General features: G+C 46.8%; 17 protein-coding genes and 1 other annotated feature. Of the genes, 1 reads left to right on the top strand and 16 read right to left on the bottom strand.

The features are described 5' to 3' along the window. Nucleotides 1-3 precede the first annotated feature (3 nt). From ACXAFV_RS09945 to ACXAFV_RS09870, 16 genes are all read right to left on the bottom strand, one after another. On the bottom strand, nucleotides 4-999 hold the full coding sequence (locus ACXAFV_RS09945) for an ABC transporter substrate-binding protein (RefSeq protein ID WP_475126187.1): 996 nt from the start codon (nucleotides 997-999) through the stop codon (nucleotides 4-6). 640 nt (nucleotides 1,000-1,639) lie between these two features. Further along, nucleotides 1,640-2,593: an NAD(P)H-dependent flavin oxidoreductase gene (locus ACXAFV_RS09940; protein WP_475126186.1), complete on the bottom strand. Its 954-nt coding sequence runs from the start codon at nucleotides 2,591-2,593 to the stop codon at nucleotides 1,640-1,642. Between the two features lie 166 nt (nucleotides 2,594-2,759). Next, nucleotides 2,760-3,635 carry a phenylacetic acid degradation operon negative regulatory protein PaaX gene (paaX, locus tag ACXAFV_RS09935; protein ID WP_475126184.1) on the bottom strand — a complete coding sequence of 292 codons (876 nt, stop codon included), beginning with the start codon at nucleotides 3,633-3,635 and terminating at the stop codon, nucleotides 2,760-2,762. A gap of 230 nt (nucleotides 3,636-3,865) precedes the next feature. Then, nucleotides 3,866-5,068, bottom strand: a complete 1,203-nt coding sequence (locus ACXAFV_RS09930) for a thiolase family protein (protein WP_475126183.1) — start codon at nucleotides 5,066-5,068, stop codon at nucleotides 3,866-3,868. Beyond that, entirely contained in the window at nucleotides 5,065-5,940 is an 876-nt protein-coding gene (locus ACXAFV_RS09925; RefSeq protein WP_475126182.1) for a 3-hydroxyacyl-CoA dehydrogenase, read from the bottom strand. The genes ACXAFV_RS09930 and ACXAFV_RS09925 overlap by 4 nt, the downstream gene beginning before the upstream one ends. Nucleotides 5,941-6,010: 70 nt before the next feature. Beyond that, nucleotides 6,011-7,528 carry an aldehyde dehydrogenase family protein gene (locus ACXAFV_RS09920; RefSeq protein ID WP_475126181.1) on the bottom strand — a complete coding sequence of 506 codons (1,518 nt, stop codon included), beginning with the start codon at nucleotides 7,526-7,528 and terminating at the stop codon, nucleotides 6,011-6,013. A gap of 191 nt (nucleotides 7,529-7,719) precedes the next feature. Then, nucleotides 7,720-8,493 (bottom strand): enoyl-CoA hydratase-related protein, encoded by a 774-nt coding sequence (locus tag ACXAFV_RS09915; protein WP_475126180.1) that lies wholly within the window; start codon nucleotides 8,491-8,493, stop codon nucleotides 7,720-7,722. A 12-nt stretch (nucleotides 8,494-8,505) separates the two neighbouring features. Next, a complete protein-coding gene (locus ACXAFV_RS09910) occupies nucleotides 8,506-9,282 on the bottom strand; it encodes an enoyl-CoA hydratase/isomerase family protein (protein ID WP_475126178.1) in 777 nt (258 codons plus the stop codon). Continuing rightward, nucleotides 9,275-9,583, bottom strand: coding sequence for an EthD family reductase (locus tag ACXAFV_RS09905; protein WP_172248888.1), 309 nt, complete (start codon nucleotides 9,581-9,583; stop codon nucleotides 9,275-9,277). Before ACXAFV_RS09905 ends, ACXAFV_RS09910 begins: the two co-directional genes overlap by 8 nt. 622 nt (nucleotides 9,584-10,205) lie before the next feature. Continuing rightward, nucleotides 10,206-10,685, bottom strand: coding sequence for a 1,2-phenylacetyl-CoA epoxidase subunit PaaD (paaD, locus tag ACXAFV_RS09900; protein WP_475126177.1), 480 nt, complete (start codon nucleotides 10,683-10,685; stop codon nucleotides 10,206-10,208). A 13-nt stretch (nucleotides 10,686-10,698) separates the two neighbouring features. Further along, a complete protein-coding gene (gene paaC / locus ACXAFV_RS09895; RefSeq protein WP_475126176.1) occupies nucleotides 10,699-11,517 on the bottom strand; it encodes a 1,2-phenylacetyl-CoA epoxidase subunit PaaC in 819 nt (272 codons plus the stop codon). After that, nucleotides 11,514-11,870 (bottom strand): 1,2-phenylacetyl-CoA epoxidase subunit PaaB, encoded by a 357-nt coding sequence (gene paaB, locus ACXAFV_RS09890; RefSeq protein WP_475126175.1) that lies wholly within the window; start codon nucleotides 11,868-11,870, stop codon nucleotides 11,514-11,516. The genes paaC and paaB overlap by 4 nt, the downstream gene beginning before the upstream one ends. 15 nt (nucleotides 11,871-11,885) lie before the next feature. After that, a complete protein-coding gene (paaA, locus tag ACXAFV_RS09885; protein ID WP_475126174.1) occupies nucleotides 11,886-12,839 on the bottom strand; it encodes a 1,2-phenylacetyl-CoA epoxidase subunit PaaA in 954 nt (317 codons plus the stop codon). A 73-nt stretch (nucleotides 12,840-12,912) separates the two neighbouring features. Further along, the gene (locus ACXAFV_RS09880; protein WP_475126172.1) at nucleotides 12,913-14,238 is read right to left on the bottom strand and encodes a phenylacetate--CoA ligase family protein; all 1,326 of its coding nucleotides are present in this window, start codon (nucleotides 14,236-14,238) and stop codon (nucleotides 12,913-12,915) included. Between the two features lie 432 nt (nucleotides 14,239-14,670). Beyond that, the gene (locus ACXAFV_RS09875) at nucleotides 14,671-16,227 is read right to left on the bottom strand and encodes an ABC-F family ATP-binding cassette domain-containing protein (RefSeq protein ID WP_475126171.1); all 1,557 of its coding nucleotides are present in this window, start codon (nucleotides 16,225-16,227) and stop codon (nucleotides 14,671-14,673) included. Nucleotides 16,228-16,340: 113 nt separating this feature from the next. Then, entirely contained in the window at nucleotides 16,341-17,456 is a 1,116-nt protein-coding gene (locus ACXAFV_RS09870) for an NAD(P)/FAD-dependent oxidoreductase (protein WP_475126170.1), read from the bottom strand. Nucleotides 17,457-17,642: 186 nt separating this feature from the next. Further along, nucleotides 17,643-17,852: a binding site (T-box leader), on the top strand. Between the two features lie 57 nt (nucleotides 17,853-17,909). Here ACXAFV_RS09870 and ACXAFV_RS09865 point away from each other — a divergent pair. Then, nucleotides 17,910-19,253, top strand: coding sequence for a sodium-dependent transporter (locus tag ACXAFV_RS09865; protein ID WP_475126169.1), 1,344 nt, complete (start codon nucleotides 17,910-17,912; stop codon nucleotides 19,251-19,253). The last annotated feature ends 40 nt before the right edge of the window (nucleotides 19,254-19,293 follow it).

Below are 19,293 nucleotides of genomic sequence, written 5' to 3'. Positions count from 1 at the left end.
CTCTTATTTTGCTTCGTAAAACTCTCCCATTTCAGACCAGGCTTCCTGTACTTCCACGCCTTGTGCTTCTGCTGCTGCTTTATTGAACATAAGCTTGAAGTTCTTCGGATATTCCACATTGATTTCAGAAGGCTTTTTCTCGCCTTTTAAAATTTTCACGGCCATCAAGCCCGTTTCATATCCAAGGTCCTCATAGCTGAATCCGCTGGCTGCAACTGCTCCCTTTTTCATGGAATCAAGCTCGCCGACGAATAAAGGAATATCCTTATCGTTTGCTACAGATATGACAGATTCAAGAGCGGATACAACTGTGTTATCCGTCGGGATGTAGATGGCATCCACACGACCGACCAGCGACTCCGCAGCCTGCTTTACTTCTGCGGAAGTAGAAACTGAAGCCTCAACAAGCTTTGCTCCCTTTTCTTCGACCAGCTTTTTCACTTCTTCAGCTTGTACAACAGAGTTCTGCTCTCCAGAGTTGTAAATGATACCGATATTTTTTGCTTCTAATTCATCTGTCATAAAGAAAATGGTTTTAGAAGTCGCTTCAGGGTGGTTATCAGATGTACCTGTGATATTCTCACCAGGCTCATCGAATGATTTGACTAACTCAGCACCTACAGGATCCGTAACAGAGGTAAAGACAATCGGAATTTCCTTCGTTGCATTCAATGCGTGCTGAGCACTTGGGGTTGAATTCGCAAAGATAAGATCGACGCCGTCACCGACAAGGTTCTTGGCAATCGTTTGAGAGTTACTTGGATCTCCTTGAGCTAATTGAACATCAAACTTAACATTCTCGCCTTCCTTAAAGCCATTTTCAGCCAAAGCCTTCTTAAAGCCTTCGAACGCTGCATCCAAAGAAGGGTGTTCAACAATCTGGGTGACCCCGATTACATATTCTTTGTCTCCTGAACTTTTTTCACCGCCGCACCCAGATAAAAACAGCATACCCAAAAGCATGGTGATGACACCGAGTAACAAACTCTTCTTCTTCATTGAAATCCCCCTTTTTCTCTTCTTAAAATATGATCAATAGTCTTATAGACTATAGAATCCAATTTTTATGATAAAAATTACCGTCATCGTTAACACAACGTTATATTATCATCACCGTCACAAAATAGTCAATAATATTCCGAAAATTTAAAAATTAATACTAGTATAGACGGTTTGGGTGGGAATATCTAGATGTTTTTTTGGTTTTTGGGGAGTGAAATCTGATTTTGGATAGGGGCTGTGGAAGCTTTTGATGATGGGATAATCGGTATTATTGTGAGACCTGGGTTCCATAAGGGGTAGTGGTGTTCAATTGGCGGGTGCGCGAAATTTGTCGTTTTGTGAAGAATGGCAGATATATTGAAATTTTGGCAGATAAAATTTAAAAACCGCAGATAAAAAGATTTTTTGGCAGATATATCATAAAAACGGCAGATATAAACATTTAATGGCAGACATCCTAATAGTACGGCCAGGGGATTAACTGCCGTACAAAGCCTCCGCGCTCATAAACCCGATTCTAACGTAGACATATACAATCTGACAAAATTCAGCCTTCATCCCATGCTATTAAAATCTCAAAAATACCCCTAACCAATAAAAAAGCACGCTCCCCTAATAGGAACATGCCTCCTCTCTATCATTTCATCCTGCTCTTCGCCAATCTCCCAAAAATGATCTCTGCATCACTCATCATTTTTTCAATCAACTCTCTCACAGTCGGGATATCCGAAACCAATCCAGAAACCTGTCCGCCGTTGATAAACCCCTGATCCAGCTTTCCTTCCAATGCACCTACTCTATGATAGTCTTCCGATGTAAGCTTCCCGAACTCTTCAGCCTGAACGCCTTCCCTTTCTTTACGGATCAATTCGGCTGAGTAAGGTGTTTTCATGACCCTTCTTACTTTTCCGACAGAGCGTCCGACAATCACCGTGCTGTCATCTTTCGCATCCATAAGAACCGTTTTGTAGTTTTCATGAAACGGTGCTTCCTGCGTAGCGATAAGACGTGTCCCCATCTGCACTCCGCTTGCGCCGAGGGTGAGCATGCTTGCAAACCCCCTTCCATCACCTATACCTCCTGCAGCGACCACGGGAATGCTCACTGCATCCACAAGCTGCGGAATGAGTGAGAGAGTCGTCGTTTCCAGATTTGAATTAATCCCGGCTGCTTCATATCCTTCTCCTACAATAATATCTGCTCCTGCTTCTTCCGCTTTCACCGCTTGCTTTTTGGAAGCGACCACACAGATTACTTTCACTCCATGTTCATGGAAATATGGAATGAGCGGCGTCGGATTCCCTGCCGACAAGGACACGGCCGATACCTTATGTTTAACCACCAGGCGGACCATCTCCTGTAAATGAGGAGTGATGGCAACTGGAATATTTAATGCAAAAGGTTTTGAGGTACGTTTCTTCGTCTCGATGATTATACTTTCTACTTCCTCCACGCTCATCGTCCCGACCCCGATGGTCCCCAGCGCACCTGCTTCGGAAACGGCAGCAGTCAGGGGAGCATTGCTGATGTTCCCCATTCCCCCTTGAAGAATAGGATATTTAATTTTGAGAATCTCCGTTAAGTTATTCATTAAAATCCCCCTCCGTTATTTTTATGTTATACTTTCAAGAAAATTTAGACAAGTGCTATTTAACGTTATGTCAGGAAAATGATATTGAAATCAATTGTAATAGACTTAAAACAACACTAAAGCACCTGCGCAGTCAAAAACCCCTGCCATTTCAGCAGGGGTTTTCTCAATCGAGCAATAAAGGATGGGTCATGATATCGTAACTGCGGTCTTTGTTTTTCAATTCATTTCCGTCTTCGAATACACCTTCGAAGAATCGGGATGCCGGTTCCGCAAGTTCTTTATAGTATTCAGCAAACAAGGAAGCCGCGTGAGCACCGAGCCACTTTTCAGGAAGAAGCTCTTCTGGAAGGCCTGGATCCACGAATAGGAATTTACGGTACTCATGTACAAGCTTAGTCCGCTCTACAAAGCATTCAGCATCGCTCATATCGCCTTTTTTAATCTTGTTCTTATCAATCATATACTGCTGGCTGTAATGAGCAATGAATTCCTGGTAACGTTCATTGATTTCTTTCAAATCCCAACTCTTTTCGACCAATCGCTGGTTTTCATTCGGCCCTTGGTATTCTGCAATAAAGAAATCGACATATTCTTTAATGTCATATTTCTTGATCAAAGATTGAACCTGTTTTTCCAAATTGTTTGGTGAAATCCAAGTGGAGGTAGAAAGCGTGCCAAAACCGCTCCATACGAGTTCCTTGCGAAGTTCATCGCGGATGCTTCGGATTTCTTCAGGTATGCTGTACATGAAGATTCTCCATTTTCCGTCCCATTCCTGAGGCTTGAGCTTGAAAATACGGTTTGCCGCTTCTTCCATGCGATCGACGCCGGGTTGGGTCAATGAATAATAGCTTTTATTCCCCTGCTTCTCCGCCTGGACCCAGCCTTGTTTGTTCATTCTTGAAATCGCCGCCCGGACGGCCTGGTCGTTGTGCCCGAATTCATTCAGCAAACGAATGAGACTGCCAATCCAAATTTTATTTCCATAATGGCGTATGTAATCCCCGTAAAGGGTAAAGATCATTGATCTGGTATTCATTGCTGCCTCTCCTTTTTGCACAATTACTTTTGCGAAAAAACTTTCTTGTGACGTTCATTTTACGTTTGATAAATATCTTATCACAAACCCATTGGAGAATTAAATATTATTACAAAATTTCTCTCAACATTTTATTTGGGATGCTCTCTTTCCATTATATTTAATAAATTATTCTAGAAAAGAAGACATCACAGAAAGAGGTCCCGTTCCCAGCACCTCTTTCTTCATTATTATTCTACATTTTCGACAAGCGTCGCAATCCCCTGCCCCACACCGATACACATCGTCGACATTCCGTACCGTGTACCGCGCTTCTTCATTTCATGCACGAGGGATGTCAGGATTCTTGCACCGCTTGCTCCCAGCGGGTGACCGAAGGCGATCGCTCCGCCGTTGACGTTGACGATTTCTTCGTTCAGTCCCAGGTCCCTCACACATGCAATCGATTGGGCGGCAAATGCTTCGTTCAACTCAACCAATCCGATTTGATCGAGGGAGAGGCCGGCGCGCTTCAATGCTTTGCGGGTGGCATAGATCGGACCAAGCCCCATGACGGAAGGCTCCAGCCCTGCAGTTGCTGAGGTAACGTAACGGGCCAGAGGCTTCAAACCAAGTTCATCCGCTTTCTCCCTGCTCATCAACAATAGAGCGGAGGCCCCATCATTGACGCCTGATGCGTTACCTGCTGTGACCGTTCCTTCATTAAATAGCGGTGTCAGCTTGCCGAGCTTTTCCATGCTTGTTTCCGGACGCGGATGCTCATCGGCCGTCACGGCGGTTACATTCCCTTTTCGATCAGCAATTTCAACCGGAACGATTTCTTCCTTGAAACGTTCTCCTTCCATCGCACGCTTTGCTTTCATCTGGCTCTCGAAGGCAAACCTGTCCTGTTCTTCCCTGGTGATTTCATATTGCTTGGCAACATTTTCAGCTGTTTCGGGCATGGAGTCCGTCCCGTATCTCTGCTTGAGGCGGGAATTGACGAAGCGCCAACCGATGGTCGTATCAAACATCTCCATATTGCCTCTTGGAAAGTCTTTAGAAGGCTTTGCCATGACGAAAGGAGCCCTCGTCATGCTTTCCGTTCCGCCTGCAATGAAAATATCACCTTCCCCTGCAAGGATCGCACGGGCGGCATAATTCACCGCATCCAATCCCGAACCGCATAAACGATTGATCGTCGTTGCTCCCACTTCGACTGGAAGGCCCGCGAGCAGGGTGGACATACGTGCTACATTCCGGTTGTCTTCTCCCGCTCCATTGGCATTCCCGAGGACGACCTCTTCGATCGCTTCAACTGGCATTTCACTGTTCCGTTCGACCAGCGCCTTGATCACAAGCGCTCCAAGGTCATCCGGGCGGACGTCCTTCAATGCTCCTTTATACCTTCCGATCGGGGTACGCACTGCATCAACAATGACAACTTCCCTCATGGCCGGCTCTCCTTTTCTTTCGTTTCCGAGTAATCATACACTCCTTTGCCGGATTTCCTTCCTAGTCTTCCAGCTTTTACGTATTGTTCTAAAAGAGGGGCCGGACGGTATTTCTCCCCTAGCTTTTCATGTAGATATTTCAGGTTATTCAGACGTGTATCCAACCCCACCAGATCGCCAAGTTCAAAAGGTCCCATCGGATAATTCAAACCGAGCTTGATGGCTTTATCGATTTCTTCCGGGGTCCCGAGGCCTTCCTGCAGCATATAAAAGGCTTCGTTTCCAACGAGCGCGCTGATCCTGCTTGTGACAAAACCGGGAAACTCATTGATGACGACGGTTTCTTTGCCCATTAAACGGGCTACCTGTTCAATCACTTCCGCTGTTTCATCACTTGTTTCCAGTCCTCTTACGATTTCAACGAGCGGCATCTTATGTACAGGATTAAAGAAATGCATCGCAATGACTTTGTCCGGACGCTTCGTGAAAGAACCTATTTCTGTCGGACTCATCGTTGAAGTGTTGGTTGCAAGATAGCAGTAATCAGGAGCATGAGCATCCAGTACTTCAAAAACTCCGCGTTTAATATCCGTCTTTTCCGGGACTGCTTCGATGACGACATCCGCATCACGAACCGTAATCGATAGATTTGTAGAATAAGAAAGCCTTTCGCGTGCTTCCATATACTCCTGATTCGTGATTTTCCCTCTATCCACACCTTTTTCAAAAATGCGCTGGATATCTTCTTTGGCATGATCAAGCTGTTCTTGATTAATGTCCACTAAAGTTGTTCTGAACCCTCCTACTGCGCTCACATATGCGATGCCTCTTCCCATTACCCCTGAACCTACGACAACAATATGCTGTGTCATCTCGTTTCCTCCTTTATCGCAATAAGGGGTTGACCCGTAAAAGGACAACCCCTGTATCAAGCTGTTATGTTTAAATGCCGAATGGATTCAGCGGACGGTTTCCAAAGTAAGAAATGATACTCTTCGTTTCCGTATATAAGTCAAGTGTTTCCACACATAATTCGCGGCCAAAACCTGACTGCTTGTAGCCTCCGAACGGAGTTCCCGGGAATGCCGAGAATGGACAGTTGACCATGACAATCCCTGCCTGGATGGCCTTGGACACTCTTGTTGCACGGCCGTGATTTTGCGTCCACACAGCTGAGCCAAGCCCGTATTCACTGTCGTTCGCCATTTTGATGACTCCTTTTTCATCCTTGAATTTCATCACCACGACAACAGGTCCGAAGATTTCTTCCTTCACAGCCTTCATATCATGATTGACATCAGTGATGATCGTTGGCTCATACCAGTATCCTTTTTCAAAGCCTTCCACTTTCGCCGGTTTTCCTCCGGTCACAATCGTGGCTCCGTCCTCTTTGGCAGATTCAACATAACTGTGAATTGTATCCACCTGACCCTGGTTGATGATTGCACCGATATGGGTTCCTTTATCATGGGGATCGCCAAGCGAAAGCTTCTTTGTTTTTGCGACGAATTTTTCCATGAACTCATCGTAGATATCTTCATGCACATAAAGTCTTGAGCGAGCTTCACAGGACTGTCCCGTATTATAGAAGATTCCAAACAGGGAACCGTCTACCGCAGCGTCTACATCAGCATCATCAAATACGATGTTCGGAGACTTGCCTCCAAGCTCCAATGTCACACGCTTCAATGTTTGAGAGGCCTTTTCCATGATGTTTTTACCGATCGGCGTTGAACCGGTGAATGCCACTTTGTCTACTTTTCTATGTTCAACCAGATAGTTTCCGACGGAAGAACCGGCTCCCGGGACGATATTCACGACACCTTCAGGAACTCCCGCTTCGATACAGATTTCACCAAGTACAATGGCTGTGAGCGGAGTGAGCGTTGCCGGCTTCACGACCACCGAGCAGCCAGCAGCGATCGCAGGGGCGATCTTCCATGCCGCCATCATCAATGGGTAATTCCAAGGGATGATCTGGGCACAAACACCGACAGGCTCTTTCTCTGCGGTATTCGTGAATTGACCCGGTACATTGTTTACCGTGCCGCGGTGGCCGACAATCGCACCCGCATAGAATTCGAAGTCTTCGATTGCCTGCATGACCTGACCCTGGGCTGCAGATAATGATTTTCCGCTGTCCATGATTTCAAGCGAAACCAACTCGTTAAAGCGTGAACGCATGATACCGGCAATTTTGTTTAACACGCGGGAGCGTTTGTTGATAGGGAACTTCTTCCACTTCCCATGATCAAATGCATTCCTGGCAGCCTGAACCGCCTTTTCTGCATCTTCCACGGAAGCAAGTGAAACTGTTGCGATCGGTTCACCCGTGGCAGGATTATAAGTCGTGAACGTCTCCCCTGATTCACTTTCCATACGCTGTCCGTTGATCACCAATGAATAATGCTCTCTTTTCATTTCAAGTACTTCAAAGCTTTGTTCTTTTACTGTAGACATAGTCCCATCTCCTTTTTCGTTTTACTGTGTTAAACTCCGCATTTGATTTCCGTGCAAGACTTCGCTTTCCGCGGGTAGCCCGTGAGCCTCCTCGTCACTTCGTTCCTGCGGGGTCTCACATGTCTAGCTGCAGGAGTCTTCGTCTTGCACTCCAATCAACCGCTGGATTCAGCCTAAAATTCAAGAATAGTCTATCTACCGTGAAAAGCAGGTCTTCTTTTCTCCATAAAAGCGGTGACGCCTTCGCGGTGGTCTTCGGTCTGGCCCGCGATCCGCTGGGCGTAAGCTTCTTTTTCCAAATAGTCATTGAAAGATAGATCATGGCTTCCCTTCAGAAGCCTTTTCATCAGTCCGATTGCCTTTGTAGGCATGGAAGCGATTCGTTCAGCAAATGCGGTTGTTTCTTCCTGCCAGCTGTCAACCGGAATCAGCTTCGTCACCAATCCGAGCTTCTCAGCCTGGTCTGCCGTGATTTTTTCACCAAAGACGGCAAGTTCCAGCGCTTTTGCATAGCCTACCAGATTGGTTAAATAGTAGAGGTTGCCTGAATCAGGAACCAATCCGACGTGGACGAATGCCTGAACGAAGCTTGCTTTTTCTGATACAAGCCTGAAATCACATGCCAGCGCCAGGGAGAATCCTGCTCCTGCCGCCACCCCGTTCACCGCCGCGATGACCGGCTTCTCGCAGGCATCGATTTCCTTCACCATCGGCCCGTAATTATTTCTTAACACTTCCCCGTGGTCCATGGAATCATCCACTTCACTCAAATCCTGGCCTGAACAGAACGCACGGCCTTCACCAGTAATTACGATAGCCCTTACGTCCTCGTTCCGGGAAGATTCTTTTACCGCTTTCGCGACTTCAAGGTTGAGCTGGCGGATGAACGCATTTAATTTATCCGGGCGGTTCAGGGTGATCCAGGCTACATGGTTTTTCACTTCGTATTTAATGGTTTCGAACATTATGTAGCCTCCTTACTTTCCTTTGAAATGTGGTTTGCGTTTTTCTACGAAAGCTTTCATTCCTTCTTTTTGATCTTCTGAGGCAAAAAGAAGATAGAAATTCTTCCGTTCATACTGCATTCCTTCGTAAAGAGAATAATCAACCGCTTTATGGACGGATTCTTTGATCAACCGTATGGAGAGCGGCGGCTTCGACGCCAGTTTCTTCGCAAATTTCTCTGTTTCTTCCATTAGTAGTTCCGGAGCGATCGCACGATTGATGACACCCCATTCGAGTGCCTGAGCCGCAGTGAAACGGTCGCCTGACATGAGCCATTCCATCGCCCTCGATTTCCCGATGAGCTTTGTCAAACGCTGCGTTCCTCCTGCGCCGGGCATTACCCCGAGATTCACTTCCGGGAACCCGAAGCTTGCATCTTCTGCTGCAAACAACATGTCACAGCACAATGCCAGTTCGAAGCCGCCGCCGAGCGCGAAGCCTTGAACAGCACCGATGATCGGCTTTTTGATCCATGCGAGGCGATCCCATTCAGTGAACTGATTGAGGAGCTCAAGATCAATGGCGCCGTCTTCTGACATTTCATCGATATCTGCACCTGCGGCGAATGCCCTTCCTTTCCCGGATAAAATGATCACTTTCACATTGTCATTCCGGTCAAATTCCTCAAAAGCTTCCACGATTTCTGAAACCATGGGACGATTGATGGCGTTCAGCACTTTGGGACGATTCAGCTCGATGAATCCGAGCCCGTCCCTTTCGCTGACCACAATGTATTCGTGCTTACTCATTCACTTCTTCACCAATCATGAGAGTGACCAGTTCAGCAGCGAAGCCCATCAAATCCTTTCCGGAAGCTTTTCCTTCATCGGATTTGAGTCCTGCTTTCAATGCTTCATGGCTTTCATAGTACATTTCACACATTAAGTAGTACTTGCCTTCTCCGCCCATCGGCGAACCTGTGATTCTTGTAACCTTCATTTCTTTCAGGCCCGGGATTTTCGCTGTGATCGGGGCATGGGTGTTGAAGTAGTGCTCGTCGAATTGTTCCTTGTTTTCAGGGTGTTTGTATAATGCGATTAGTTTTACCATTTGGAATCTCTCCTTATAATCTGTTTTTTTAGTTGAGGCTTTTTATACCGCAGTTGATTTCCGTGGTAGACTTCGCTTTCCGCGGGTAGCTCGTGAGCCTCCTCGTCGCTGCGCTCCTGCGGGCAGAGAAGCGGAGGGGCTTTGCTCAGAGGCGGGTGGCATAAGGCGAATCGGCCACGAAGGCGTTCTTTGCCTTCTTGGTCGGTTTGACTTATGACATGTGCCTCTAAGCCCCATAGCTGGACAGGTCTCACATTAGCTACTTTCCCGCAGGAGTCTTCGTCTTCCACTCCAATCAACCGCTGGATCCGGTTAAAAATTCAGCTTAACCAATCTTTTTTATGAGCTGAACACGCCGTCTCTGCTTTTCTTCCTGTCCAGCTCCGGCAGCTAGCCCCTCGAGGTCATAAGCTAAATGGTCCAAGAAGGCAAAATGCGCCTTCCCGGCCCATTCATCTTATGCTTGTCGGGGCTGAACGAGCCGCCTCCGCTTTTCTTACTGTCCAGCTCCGGCGGCTAGCCCCTCGAGGTCATAAGCTAAATGGTCCAAGAAGGCAAAATGCGCCTTCCCGGCCCATTCATCTTATGCTTGTCGGGGCTGAACGAGCCGCCTCCGCTTTTCTTACACCATGGTAGAGATAGGCTTCATTGCTTCGAACGGGTTTTTGCATTGCTTGCAGTAGAGGATGCTCCTGCAGGCGGTTGGTCCGAAGAGGTTCTCCATTGATGTATAGGGAGAGTCACAGTACGGACAGTTAATCTGCCAGTCTTCTTCTCCCGTGAAGTCCCTCGGCGGAGGTGCGATGCCGAATTCCTTGAGGCTTTCGCGGCCTTTTTCGGTTAACCGGCTGGAGGTCCAAGGCGGGTTGTATACGAATTTCACATCCACTGACCCTGTCCCCAACTGCTCCTTACAGGCGTTCACCACATTCGATTTAATGATGTCGAGTGCCGGGCAGCCCATGAATGTAGGGAGCAATTCAATCTTTACCCGACCCTCTTCCTCTATAATTCTATTCACCATTCCCAAATCTACGATACTTATTGAATCAATTTCTGGATCCTTCACAGTGTGAAGGACGTTCCAAATCATTTCAGTCATTTCTGATCACCCTTTACCAGGTTGCTGCCGGATCTGAGTTATACACTTCGCTGAGAGTAGACAATGCTTGATCCAGGTCGGCTGTATGCTCGCCTTTGCGGCCATCGCCTTTTTTCATGGCTGTTTTTGGCGGAAATGCGAGATTCGCAGATTGGAAGACAGGTTGCAGGGCCAGTTCCCAGAGCTTATTAAGGTTTTCTTCTCCCTCGATTAGTCCCATGACGGCCATTTCTTTACCTGCCGGCCCCAGCGTAAGGACACCCTGGAATTCATCAAGCACTCTTTCCATCGCTTCCTTCATACGAAGTGATGCTTCCCCGCCGGCGTTCACCAGCTGCATGAACCACGTTTTCCAATGAAGCAGATGATAGTATAGTTCCGTATTAATTTTGATTGCGAGCTGTGCCAATGGTTCGTATGAAGAGTTTTTCAATGAATCGATGCGTACCTTTTTCGCGACACTGTAAAAATAGTGCCTGACCACGGCAAAAGCCCAATCGTATCTGGGTTCTGTCAAATAATCCCCAGGCCCGTTCACTTCCTCCAAAAGAACCGCGTTTCTTCTTTCATTTGAAGGACGGGCATGAGCCAGTGAATCCTGACTGCCTTCGCCCAGCTCTTCAAGCAGCTGATAATACATGGTGGCGTGGCCCATCGTGTCCTGGTTAATGGATGAGAATGCAACATCCTCCTCGATATGCGGTGCGAGCCCAAGCCATTCAGAGCCGCGGTACGCAAGGATGAAGTCATCATCCGCCAGCTGATACAGCAGACTCAACAGGGCTTCTTTATACTCGTTATTCGGGATTTCATCCGGACTTTTCACGATCATTTCTTCTTCACCAACTCTCCCCAGGACATGATTTCTTTCTCATCAAGCATTTCCTGTTCATATTGACGCCACTTCTTCTTAAGATAGCCGTATCCTTTTGCATTGCGGTAATCCTTGTTATCCAGACGCTTTACACTTTCTCTTTCTTCAGGTGTCATCATTCTGAGATCCGACCGTTTTACGACCCAAATGTCCGCTACCGGTTCTCTCCTCATGAAATTCTCCTGTGCCATCACCATCGCCAATTCATGATTTGGGGCAAGCAGACTGAATTGATGCTGCATCGGCGCCCCATCCGACCGTTTGCTGAATACTTCAAACTCCTGATAAAAACTCTGGCCCTTGTCAGACATCTGCCTCATTCCCTTCTAACTGACTCTCCCGCTTGGACTCAGGGCTTCGCGTACCCAGGCGTTGTTGTCATAGGATAACTCACGCAGGCGAAGGCGTTCCTTCGATTTCGGTCCATTATTGCGGATGATTTCTTTGAATCTGCTCCAGTCAGGCTGCTTATAGACCCACAGCTCCTGCTCTTCGTCGTAATACATCGTGTCGTCAGGGAGCGTAAGCCCCAAAGACAGCATTCTTGGCACATACTTTGTAAAGAAATCCTGACGGAGCTGTTCATTTGTTTTTGTTCTGATTTTATATTTAATGGTGATATCCTGTTTTGAAGAGCCGGTTGTTTTTGCATCAGCCGGCCCGAAAAACATCAGAAGTGCTTCCCACCAGCGGTTGACTGCATCCTGTACGAGAGCTTTTTGCTCGTCTGTCCCTTCTGCAAGTGCCATGATGATCGCTTCACCATGCTGTGCGTGAAAGACTTCTTCCGCACAGATCCGCTTCAGTGCACGTGCATAAGGACCATACGATGCCCCCAGCATATTTGTCTGCGAGATGATGGCAGCACCATCGACGAGCCAGCCGATCAGCCCTGCATCTCCCCATGTCGGTGCTTCCATGTGGAAGACATTATGAAACTTCAAATCTCCTGAAAATAAATCCCTCATGATATGTTCCCTTGTTTTTCCATAAGGCTTCATCAGATCCTCTGCTACACGGAGCAGGAGCTGGCCATGCCCCATTTCATCCTGAACCTTGGCCATGATGCCGAGTTTCCTGCGGAGGGACGGGGCTTTCGGTACCCATTCCTTCTCCGGGAGTGCTCCCATGATCTCGCTGATGCCGTGCATCGAAATCAATTTAATCAGCGCATTTCGATATTCATCGGGCATCCAATCATCAGCCTCGATCTTTTCATCATTTTCGATTTTCTTCATAAAGCGTGCCATATGCTCTTCTTCTGTCATCTGCAGACTCATTGCACTGCCTCCTTTATCACACTGTTTTCACGATGATTGACTAACATGTAATAGGTTTATTGGACAAAATTTTTTACGGGAGAATCGCTTCTTCCCGAAGATCGACGATTCGAATGGCCTTTCCTTCCGATCGCGGTATTTCCTTAGGCGCCCTGACGTTTACATCCATGGATACCAGGCAGCCGTTCTTCATCACCCTTTTTACTTTCGATGTTAATTCTCGGACTTTATCATGCTCGATATTCCCTGAGATTCCTGCGAAGAAATCCGAGCTGATTTCAACTTGAAGCTCCACTGTATCAAGCGCTCCCTTTTTCTTTAGGTGCAGCTGATAATGGGGAGCGAGTTCCTTTAGCTCAAGGAGATGATGCTCCATTTCAGAAGGAAAGACATTTACCCCCCTGATGATCAGCATGTCATCCGCCCGTCCCTTCACTCTCGACATCTTGACGGTCGTTCTGCCGCAGGAGCATGTTCCATGCTGAATCGAAGCAATGTCACCCGTCCTGTAGCGGATGATCGGGAACGCTTCTTTCGTCAAGCTTGTAAAGACCAGCTCACCTGTTTCTCCTTCAGGCATCGGTTCCAATGTATCAGGGTGAATGACTTCAACCAGGAAATGATCCTCCGCAATATGAAGGCCATGCTGCGCCGCAGGACATTCCATGGCAACGCCGGGACCGATCACTTCGCTCAGTCCGTAAATATCACATGCTTTGATGTCAAGGATCCCCTCAAGCGTATCCCGCATCTTATTTGACCATGGCTCCGCTCCGAATATTCCAACCTCCAGTGAAAGTGATGCTGGATCTTTCCCCTGAGCTGCGATCGTCTCTGCCAGGTTGAGCACATAAGAGGGAGTACCGCAAATGACGGATGGCTTAAAATCCTCAATCAAGGTGATCTGTCTATCCATGTTTCCGCCAGATACCGGCACGGTAATCATCCCAAGTTTTTCACTGCCGTAATGAAGGCCCAGTCCGCCCGTGAACAATCCATATCCATATGCATTATGCAGCACGCTTCCCGGTCTTCCTCCGGCCATCGCGATCGCCCTGGCTACTATATCTCCCCACATATCAATGTCATTTTGGGTGTAGCCGACCACTGTCGGCTTGCCGCTCGTCCCGGAAGAAGCATGGACTCTGACCATATCCTCCTGCTTGACTGCGAACATGCCGAAAGGATAGTGATCACGCAAGTCCTTCTTCGTTGTAAGCGGTAACAATTTTATGTCCTCTAAAGATCGGATATCATCTGGATGCAGGTTTCTTTGTTCGAAGTGATTTCGGTAAAATGGTACGGAGTGGTAAACAAGACTGGCTGTTTTTTGGAGTCGCTCTAGTTGAAGGCTTTCCATTCGATCTCGACCGGCGGTTTCAATCTCATGCAAAATCAATATCTATGCCTCCCTCATACATCGTCATTATATAAATCTATATTTATATAACGTTATTTATTCGTTTATTAAAATACGTGTTATATTCAACTACTCAAAAGATAACGTCTTTACTGAAAATTGTCAATATGTTTTCAGAAAATTTAAAACACATAGAGTATTGAACCTGTTAAGAGTAAACCAGGATTAAATGATGCTGTCGATTGTACTGATTCTTGGGATATTGTTGATATATGGGCGATATATTGATTTTAAGGGCGATATTCAGGATATAAGGGCTAAATAATCATCTTATGGGCGCTAATCCAAATATAAGGGCGACATCTGAAATATAAGGGCGAACTACTGATTTCTCGACAAAATCCGACCCTCCCTCTTCCTCTCCATAACAAAAAGTGCCCCCTTCTCAAAGGGAGCACTTTACATATATTATTAAAACAATTTCGTCGTCCAAGATTCACAGTTCCACACTTCAGTCGCCACATCATTATAAAATTCAGGTTCGTGACTGATCAATAGGACAGTGCCTTTGTATTCTTTCAACGCACGTTTCAGCTCTTCTTTCGCTTCGACATCCAAATGGTTGGTCGGCTCATCAAAGACGAGAACGTTGCTTTCTTTATTCATCAGCTTACATAAGCGGACTTTTGCTTTTTCCCCACCGCTCAGCACTTCAACCTTGCTCTCGATGTGCTTTGTAGTCAATCCGCATTTTGCAAGTGCCGCACGCACTTCAGCCTGGTTGAAGGATGGGAACTCGTTCCATACCTCTTCAATACAGGTGTTGTAGTTCTGGGTTTTGATTTCCTGTTCGAAGTAACCGATATGCAGGTAGTCCCCAAGTTCAACTGAACCCGAGATCGGACGGATTTCTCCTAAAATACTTCTTAGTAACGTTGTCTTACCGATTCCGTTTGCACCTGACAGGGCAATCTTCTGGCCGCGCTCCATTTTTAAATTAAGCGGTTTTGACAGGGGTGTATCATATCCGATGACAAGATCCTTCGTTTCAAAGATGACACGGCCGGCTGTTCTTGCCAACTTGAAATTGAATTCAGGCTTCGGCTTTTCGGCTGCCAATTCGATGACGTCCATTTTATCAAGTTTTTTCTGACGGGACATGGCCATGTTACGTGTGGATACTCGGGCTTTATTGCGTGCCACGAAATCCTTCAGATCTTTCATTTCCTGCTGCTGCTTTTTATAAGCGGCTTCAAGCTGCTGCTTCTTCATTTCATGGACTTTCTTGAATTCGTGGTAATCCCCTGCATAGCGGTTCAATTCCTGATTTTCCATATGGTAGATCAGATTGATGACGCTATTTAAAAATGGGATATCATGCGAAATCAGGATAAATGCATTTTCATAATCCTGAAGATATCTCTTCAACCATTCGATATGCTGCTCATCAAGATAGTTGGTCGGCTCATCAAGAAGCAGAATATCCGGCTTCTCGAGTAAAAGCTTTGCAAGCAGGACCTTTGTTCGTTGTCCTCCGCTCAAGTCGTGGACATCCTTGTCCAGACCGATGTCATCGAGACCCAGCCCGCGTCCGATTTCTTCCACCTTCGCATCGATGATGTAGAAGTCATTATTCGTCAATGCGTCTTGAAGGGTTCCCGTCTCTTCAAGCAGTTCTTCAAGCTCTTCAGGCGACGCATCCCCCATTTTGCTGAATAGTTCGTTCATTTCAGCTTCCATGTCAAACAGGTACTGGAACGCTGTTTTCAATACATCACGGATCGTCATACCTTGTTTCAGCTGGGCATGCTGATCTAGATAACCTATACGGATGCGCTTTGCCCATTCCACTTTTCCTTCGTCAGGCTCAAGCTTACCCGTGATGATGTTCATGAAGGTTGATTTCCCTTCACCATTTGCACCGATCAACCCGATGTGCTCCCCCTTTAACAAGCGGAAAGAGACATCATTGAAAATTGCACGGTCACCGAAACCGTGGGTTAAGTTCTTAACAGATAATAAACTCATATATGATTACACCTTTTCTATATAAACTAATGGTTTTTCAAACACACACTCCCTCTATTATAAAGGCGCCGGCCTTTAGAAGATAGAGGAAAATCGTTACTTGCCGAATGTGATTATCCGATGGCATCCGCTACATTATAGTCTGCAGGGTCCAGTTCAGTTTCTTCCCCCATCACCAGTCGGGCAAGTTCGGAGCCAAGATAAGGTCCTGCCGTTAATCCGGAAGCCCCGAGGCCGTTTGCAGTGAATGCCCCATCAAGGCCGGGGACCGCTCCGAATACAGGCAGGAATCCTGGCGTGAATGGACGGAAGCCTACTCTTGTTTCAACAACCGTACTGTTTTGGATGCCCGGGGCGACTTCGATCGCTTTGTGGAGCACTTCATACATGCCGCCGGCCGTCACCCTGCAGTCAAATCCGGCCTCATCTTCATGAGTGGCACCTGCTACCACTTTTCCTCCTGGAAAACCAAGAAGATATTGGCTGCCCGGCGGTATGATAACCGGCCACTGGCTGCTGTTCGCCTGCGGTACTTCCAGGTGAAGGATTTGTGCTTTTTGACCCGACACCTGAAAATCGATGCCCGCCTCTGCGAAGAATTCCTTCGCCCAAACCCCAGCTGTGACAATGACTGTGTCAGCCTGAATGATTTCCTCACCAATCGTCACTCCGGTTACAGACTCGTTTGCCATTAACATTTTGGCATCTCCGTATCGGAAGTCGGCTCCATTTTTTTTAGCAGCGCTTATCAGAGCATTTCGCAGGGCCTTTCCGTCCACCCTTGCCGCTCCGCTGACATGTACAGATGCAAAATCTTCTGCCAGAAGAGGAAATCGTTCTTTCGTTTCCGCTGCAGTCAACTTTGTTATGTCTCCCATTTCAGGGGCATCCCCTCGCCGCTTCACCGCTCGTTCAATCATCTTGTCGAGCTTCTGGTCGTCGGTGTGAAGGCTGATGGCCCCTACCCGCCGATAACCGGTTTCGGTTTCACCAAGTGCTTCCAATTCTTCTATTAATTGAGGATAGTACTTCGCTCCGCCTTTTACGAGGCGGTACCACACCTTATTTCGCCTTTGGGACAGCCATGGACATACGATACCTGCTGCCGCTTCTGTTGCCTGTCCGCGGTCCTGTCTGTCTATGAGCGTAACCCGTGCCCCTTTTTTGCTGAGATGATAGGCTGTTGATGCGCCGAGGATGCCAGCGCCGATGACAATGATAGGTTTCATTTCTAACACCTTTTCCGTTCATATTTTCTTGCTCATTCTTATTATTTTACAAGAGAAAGATGCAGGAAACAATTGAAGTGATGGGGTGCTTTGTAAACGTTTCAACGAAAGAATACAATATTTGTATTTTCGAAATTTATTGACAAGTTGTTTCGTTTCATGATAAAAATTGAATAACCTAATATTGAACAAGCTTTGAAGGAAACTAGTAGCGAACATTTCCCTGTTTAAGAGAGCCGGTGGCTGGTGCGAATCGGTACATAAATGCTTTAGCGAATTTCGATTCTGGAGCTTCTTTTGACGTGATCAAAAGACGGCACAGCCGTTATTTTATTCGAGTGGTGAGAACATTTTCTCATAACTAGGGTGGTACCGCGATATTCAATCGTCCCTACAATTGTAGGGGCGATTTTTTATGTTTAAAGCGAAAAAAGACAAGAAAGGAGATTGAACATGAGTCAACGTGAACAATGGTCATCAAAGCTTGGTTTTATCCTCGCAGCAGCAGGTTCTGCAATCGGACTGGGGGCAATCTGGAAGTTCCCCTATACCGCAGGTCAAAATGGAGGCGGAGCTTTTTTCCTGATCTTTATTCTATTTACTTTATTACTCGGCCTTCCATTACTTCTTGCAGAGTTCTCAATCGGGCGCACAGCCCAGAGCAATGCGGTTGATTCGTACAAAAAAATAGCCCCCGGCACCAAATGGCACTGGGTGGGCATACTTGGAATGATTACATCCTTCATCCTTTTATCTTTCTACAGTGTGGTCGGAGGATGGATCGTCGTTTATTTATTCAAAGCGATAACAGGTGGGATGAACGGACTCACCTCCGAACAATACGGCGAGCTTTTCGGAGCAACGATTTCAAATCCGGGCTTGAGCGTATTTGTTCAATTCCTCTTCATCCTGATGACAATCATCGTTGTTGCCAAAGGGGTTCAGAAGGGAATCGAGCGTGCAAGCAAAATCATGATGCCGGCACTTTTTGTGCTATTCATCATCCTGGTCCTGCGTGCAGTCACGCTTGATGGGGCAATGGAAGGAATCATTTTCCTGCTGGAGCCCGATTTTTCCAAAGTAACATCACAAACGATACTGGAGGCGATGGGACAATCCTTCTTCACACTGAGTGTCGGGGTTTCGGTAATGGTTACTTACAGCTCATACTTACCGAAGGATCAAAGTCTTCCCCGCTCAGCCGCTTCCATCGTAGCGATGAACATCTTTATCGTTCTTCTGGCTGGACTTGCCGTTTTCCCGGCAGTGTTCTCATTCGGACTTGAGCCTGGAGCCGGGCCTGTTCTATTATTTAATGTACTGCCGACAATTTTTAATCAGCTGCCATTCGGGATGCTGTTCTTTATCGCCTTTCTCGTGCTATTCTTGTTTGCAGCTCTGACATCCGCCTTTTCGATGCTTGAAATCATTGTTTCCGTCATTTCAAAAGGGGATCCTGCACTCCGCAAAAAATGGTCATGGATCATCGGGCTTGCGATTTTCGCATTCGGAGTTCCATCTGCATTATCTTATGGAGTACTTGGCGACGTCATCATTTTCGGTAAGACGATTTTCGACCTGGCTGACTTTACAGTGAGTAATGTATTGCTGCCGATCGGTTCCCTGCTCATAGCCCTGTTCATCCCGATCAAAATGAAAAAGACGGCGCTGTATGAAGAGCTTAAGCGTGGAAGCCGATTGAAGAAAGGATTATTCGAAACATGGTTTTTCCTGATCCGTTTTATCGCTCCGATTTTAATTATTGCTGTCATGCTTGATGTACTTGGGATCTTATAGAAAGGAAACGCGGACCTCTGTCATGGAGGTCCGCGTTTTC

The organism is Rossellomorea sp. ABR4_012 (assembly GCF_056159545.1).
The sequence above is the reverse complement of the archived record's forward strand: the minus strand, read 5'-3'. Positions and strand labels throughout refer to the sequence as shown.

Coding starts and splice junctions, on each gene's coding strand:
- paaC (WP_475126176.1), bottom strand. CDS start 11,517: ATGATCGTGAAAAGTCCGGATGAAATCCCGAATAACGAGTATAAAGAA.
- ACXAFV_RS09920 (WP_475126181.1), bottom strand. CDS start 7,528: ATGTCTACAGTAAAAGAACAAAGCTTTGAAGTACTTGAAATGAAAAGA.
- ACXAFV_RS09940 (WP_475126186.1), bottom strand. CDS start 2,593: ATGAATAACTTAACGGAGATTCTCAAAATTAAATATCCTATTCTTCAA.
- paaA (WP_475126174.1), bottom strand. CDS start 12,839: ATGAGTCTGCAGATGACAGAAGAAGAGCATATGGCACGCTTTATGAAG.
- ACXAFV_RS09905 (WP_172248888.1), bottom strand. CDS start 9,583: ATGGTAAAACTAATCGCATTATACAAACACCCTGAAAACAAGGAACAA.
- paaB (WP_475126175.1), bottom strand. CDS start 11,870: ATGTCTGACAAGGGCCAGAGTTTTTATCAGGAGTTTGAAGTATTCAGC.
- ACXAFV_RS09925 (WP_475126182.1), bottom strand. CDS start 5,940: ATGACACAGCATATTGTTGTCGTAGGTTCAGGGGTAATGGGAAGAGGC.
- ACXAFV_RS09915 (WP_475126180.1), bottom strand. CDS start 8,493: ATGTTCGAAACCATTAAATACGAAGTGAAAAACCATGTAGCCTGGATC.
- paaX (WP_475126184.1), bottom strand. CDS start 3,635: ATGAATACCAGATCAATGATCTTTACCCTTTACGGGGATTACATACGC.
- ACXAFV_RS09865 (WP_475126169.1), top strand. CDS start 17,910: ATGAGTCAACGTGAACAATGGTCATCAAAGCTTGGTTTTATCCTCGCA.
- ACXAFV_RS09945 (WP_475126187.1), bottom strand. CDS start 999: ATGAAGAAGAAGAGTTTGTTACTCGGTGTCATCACCATGCTTTTGGGT.
- ACXAFV_RS09910 (WP_475126178.1), bottom strand. CDS start 9,282: ATGAGTAAGCACGAATACATTGTGGTCAGCGAAAGGGACGGGCTCGGA.
- paaD (WP_475126177.1), bottom strand. CDS start 10,685: ATGACTGAAATGATTTGGAACGTCCTTCACACTGTGAAGGATCCAGAA.
- ACXAFV_RS09930 (WP_475126183.1), bottom strand. CDS start 5,068: ATGAGGGAAGTTGTCATTGTTGATGCAGTGCGTACCCCGATCGGAAGG.
- ACXAFV_RS09875 (WP_475126171.1), bottom strand. CDS start 16,227: ATGAGTTTATTATCTGTTAAGAACTTAACCCACGGTTTCGGTGACCGT.
- ACXAFV_RS09870 (WP_475126170.1), bottom strand. CDS start 17,456: ATGAAACCTATCATTGTCATCGGCGCTGGCATCCTCGGCGCATCAACA.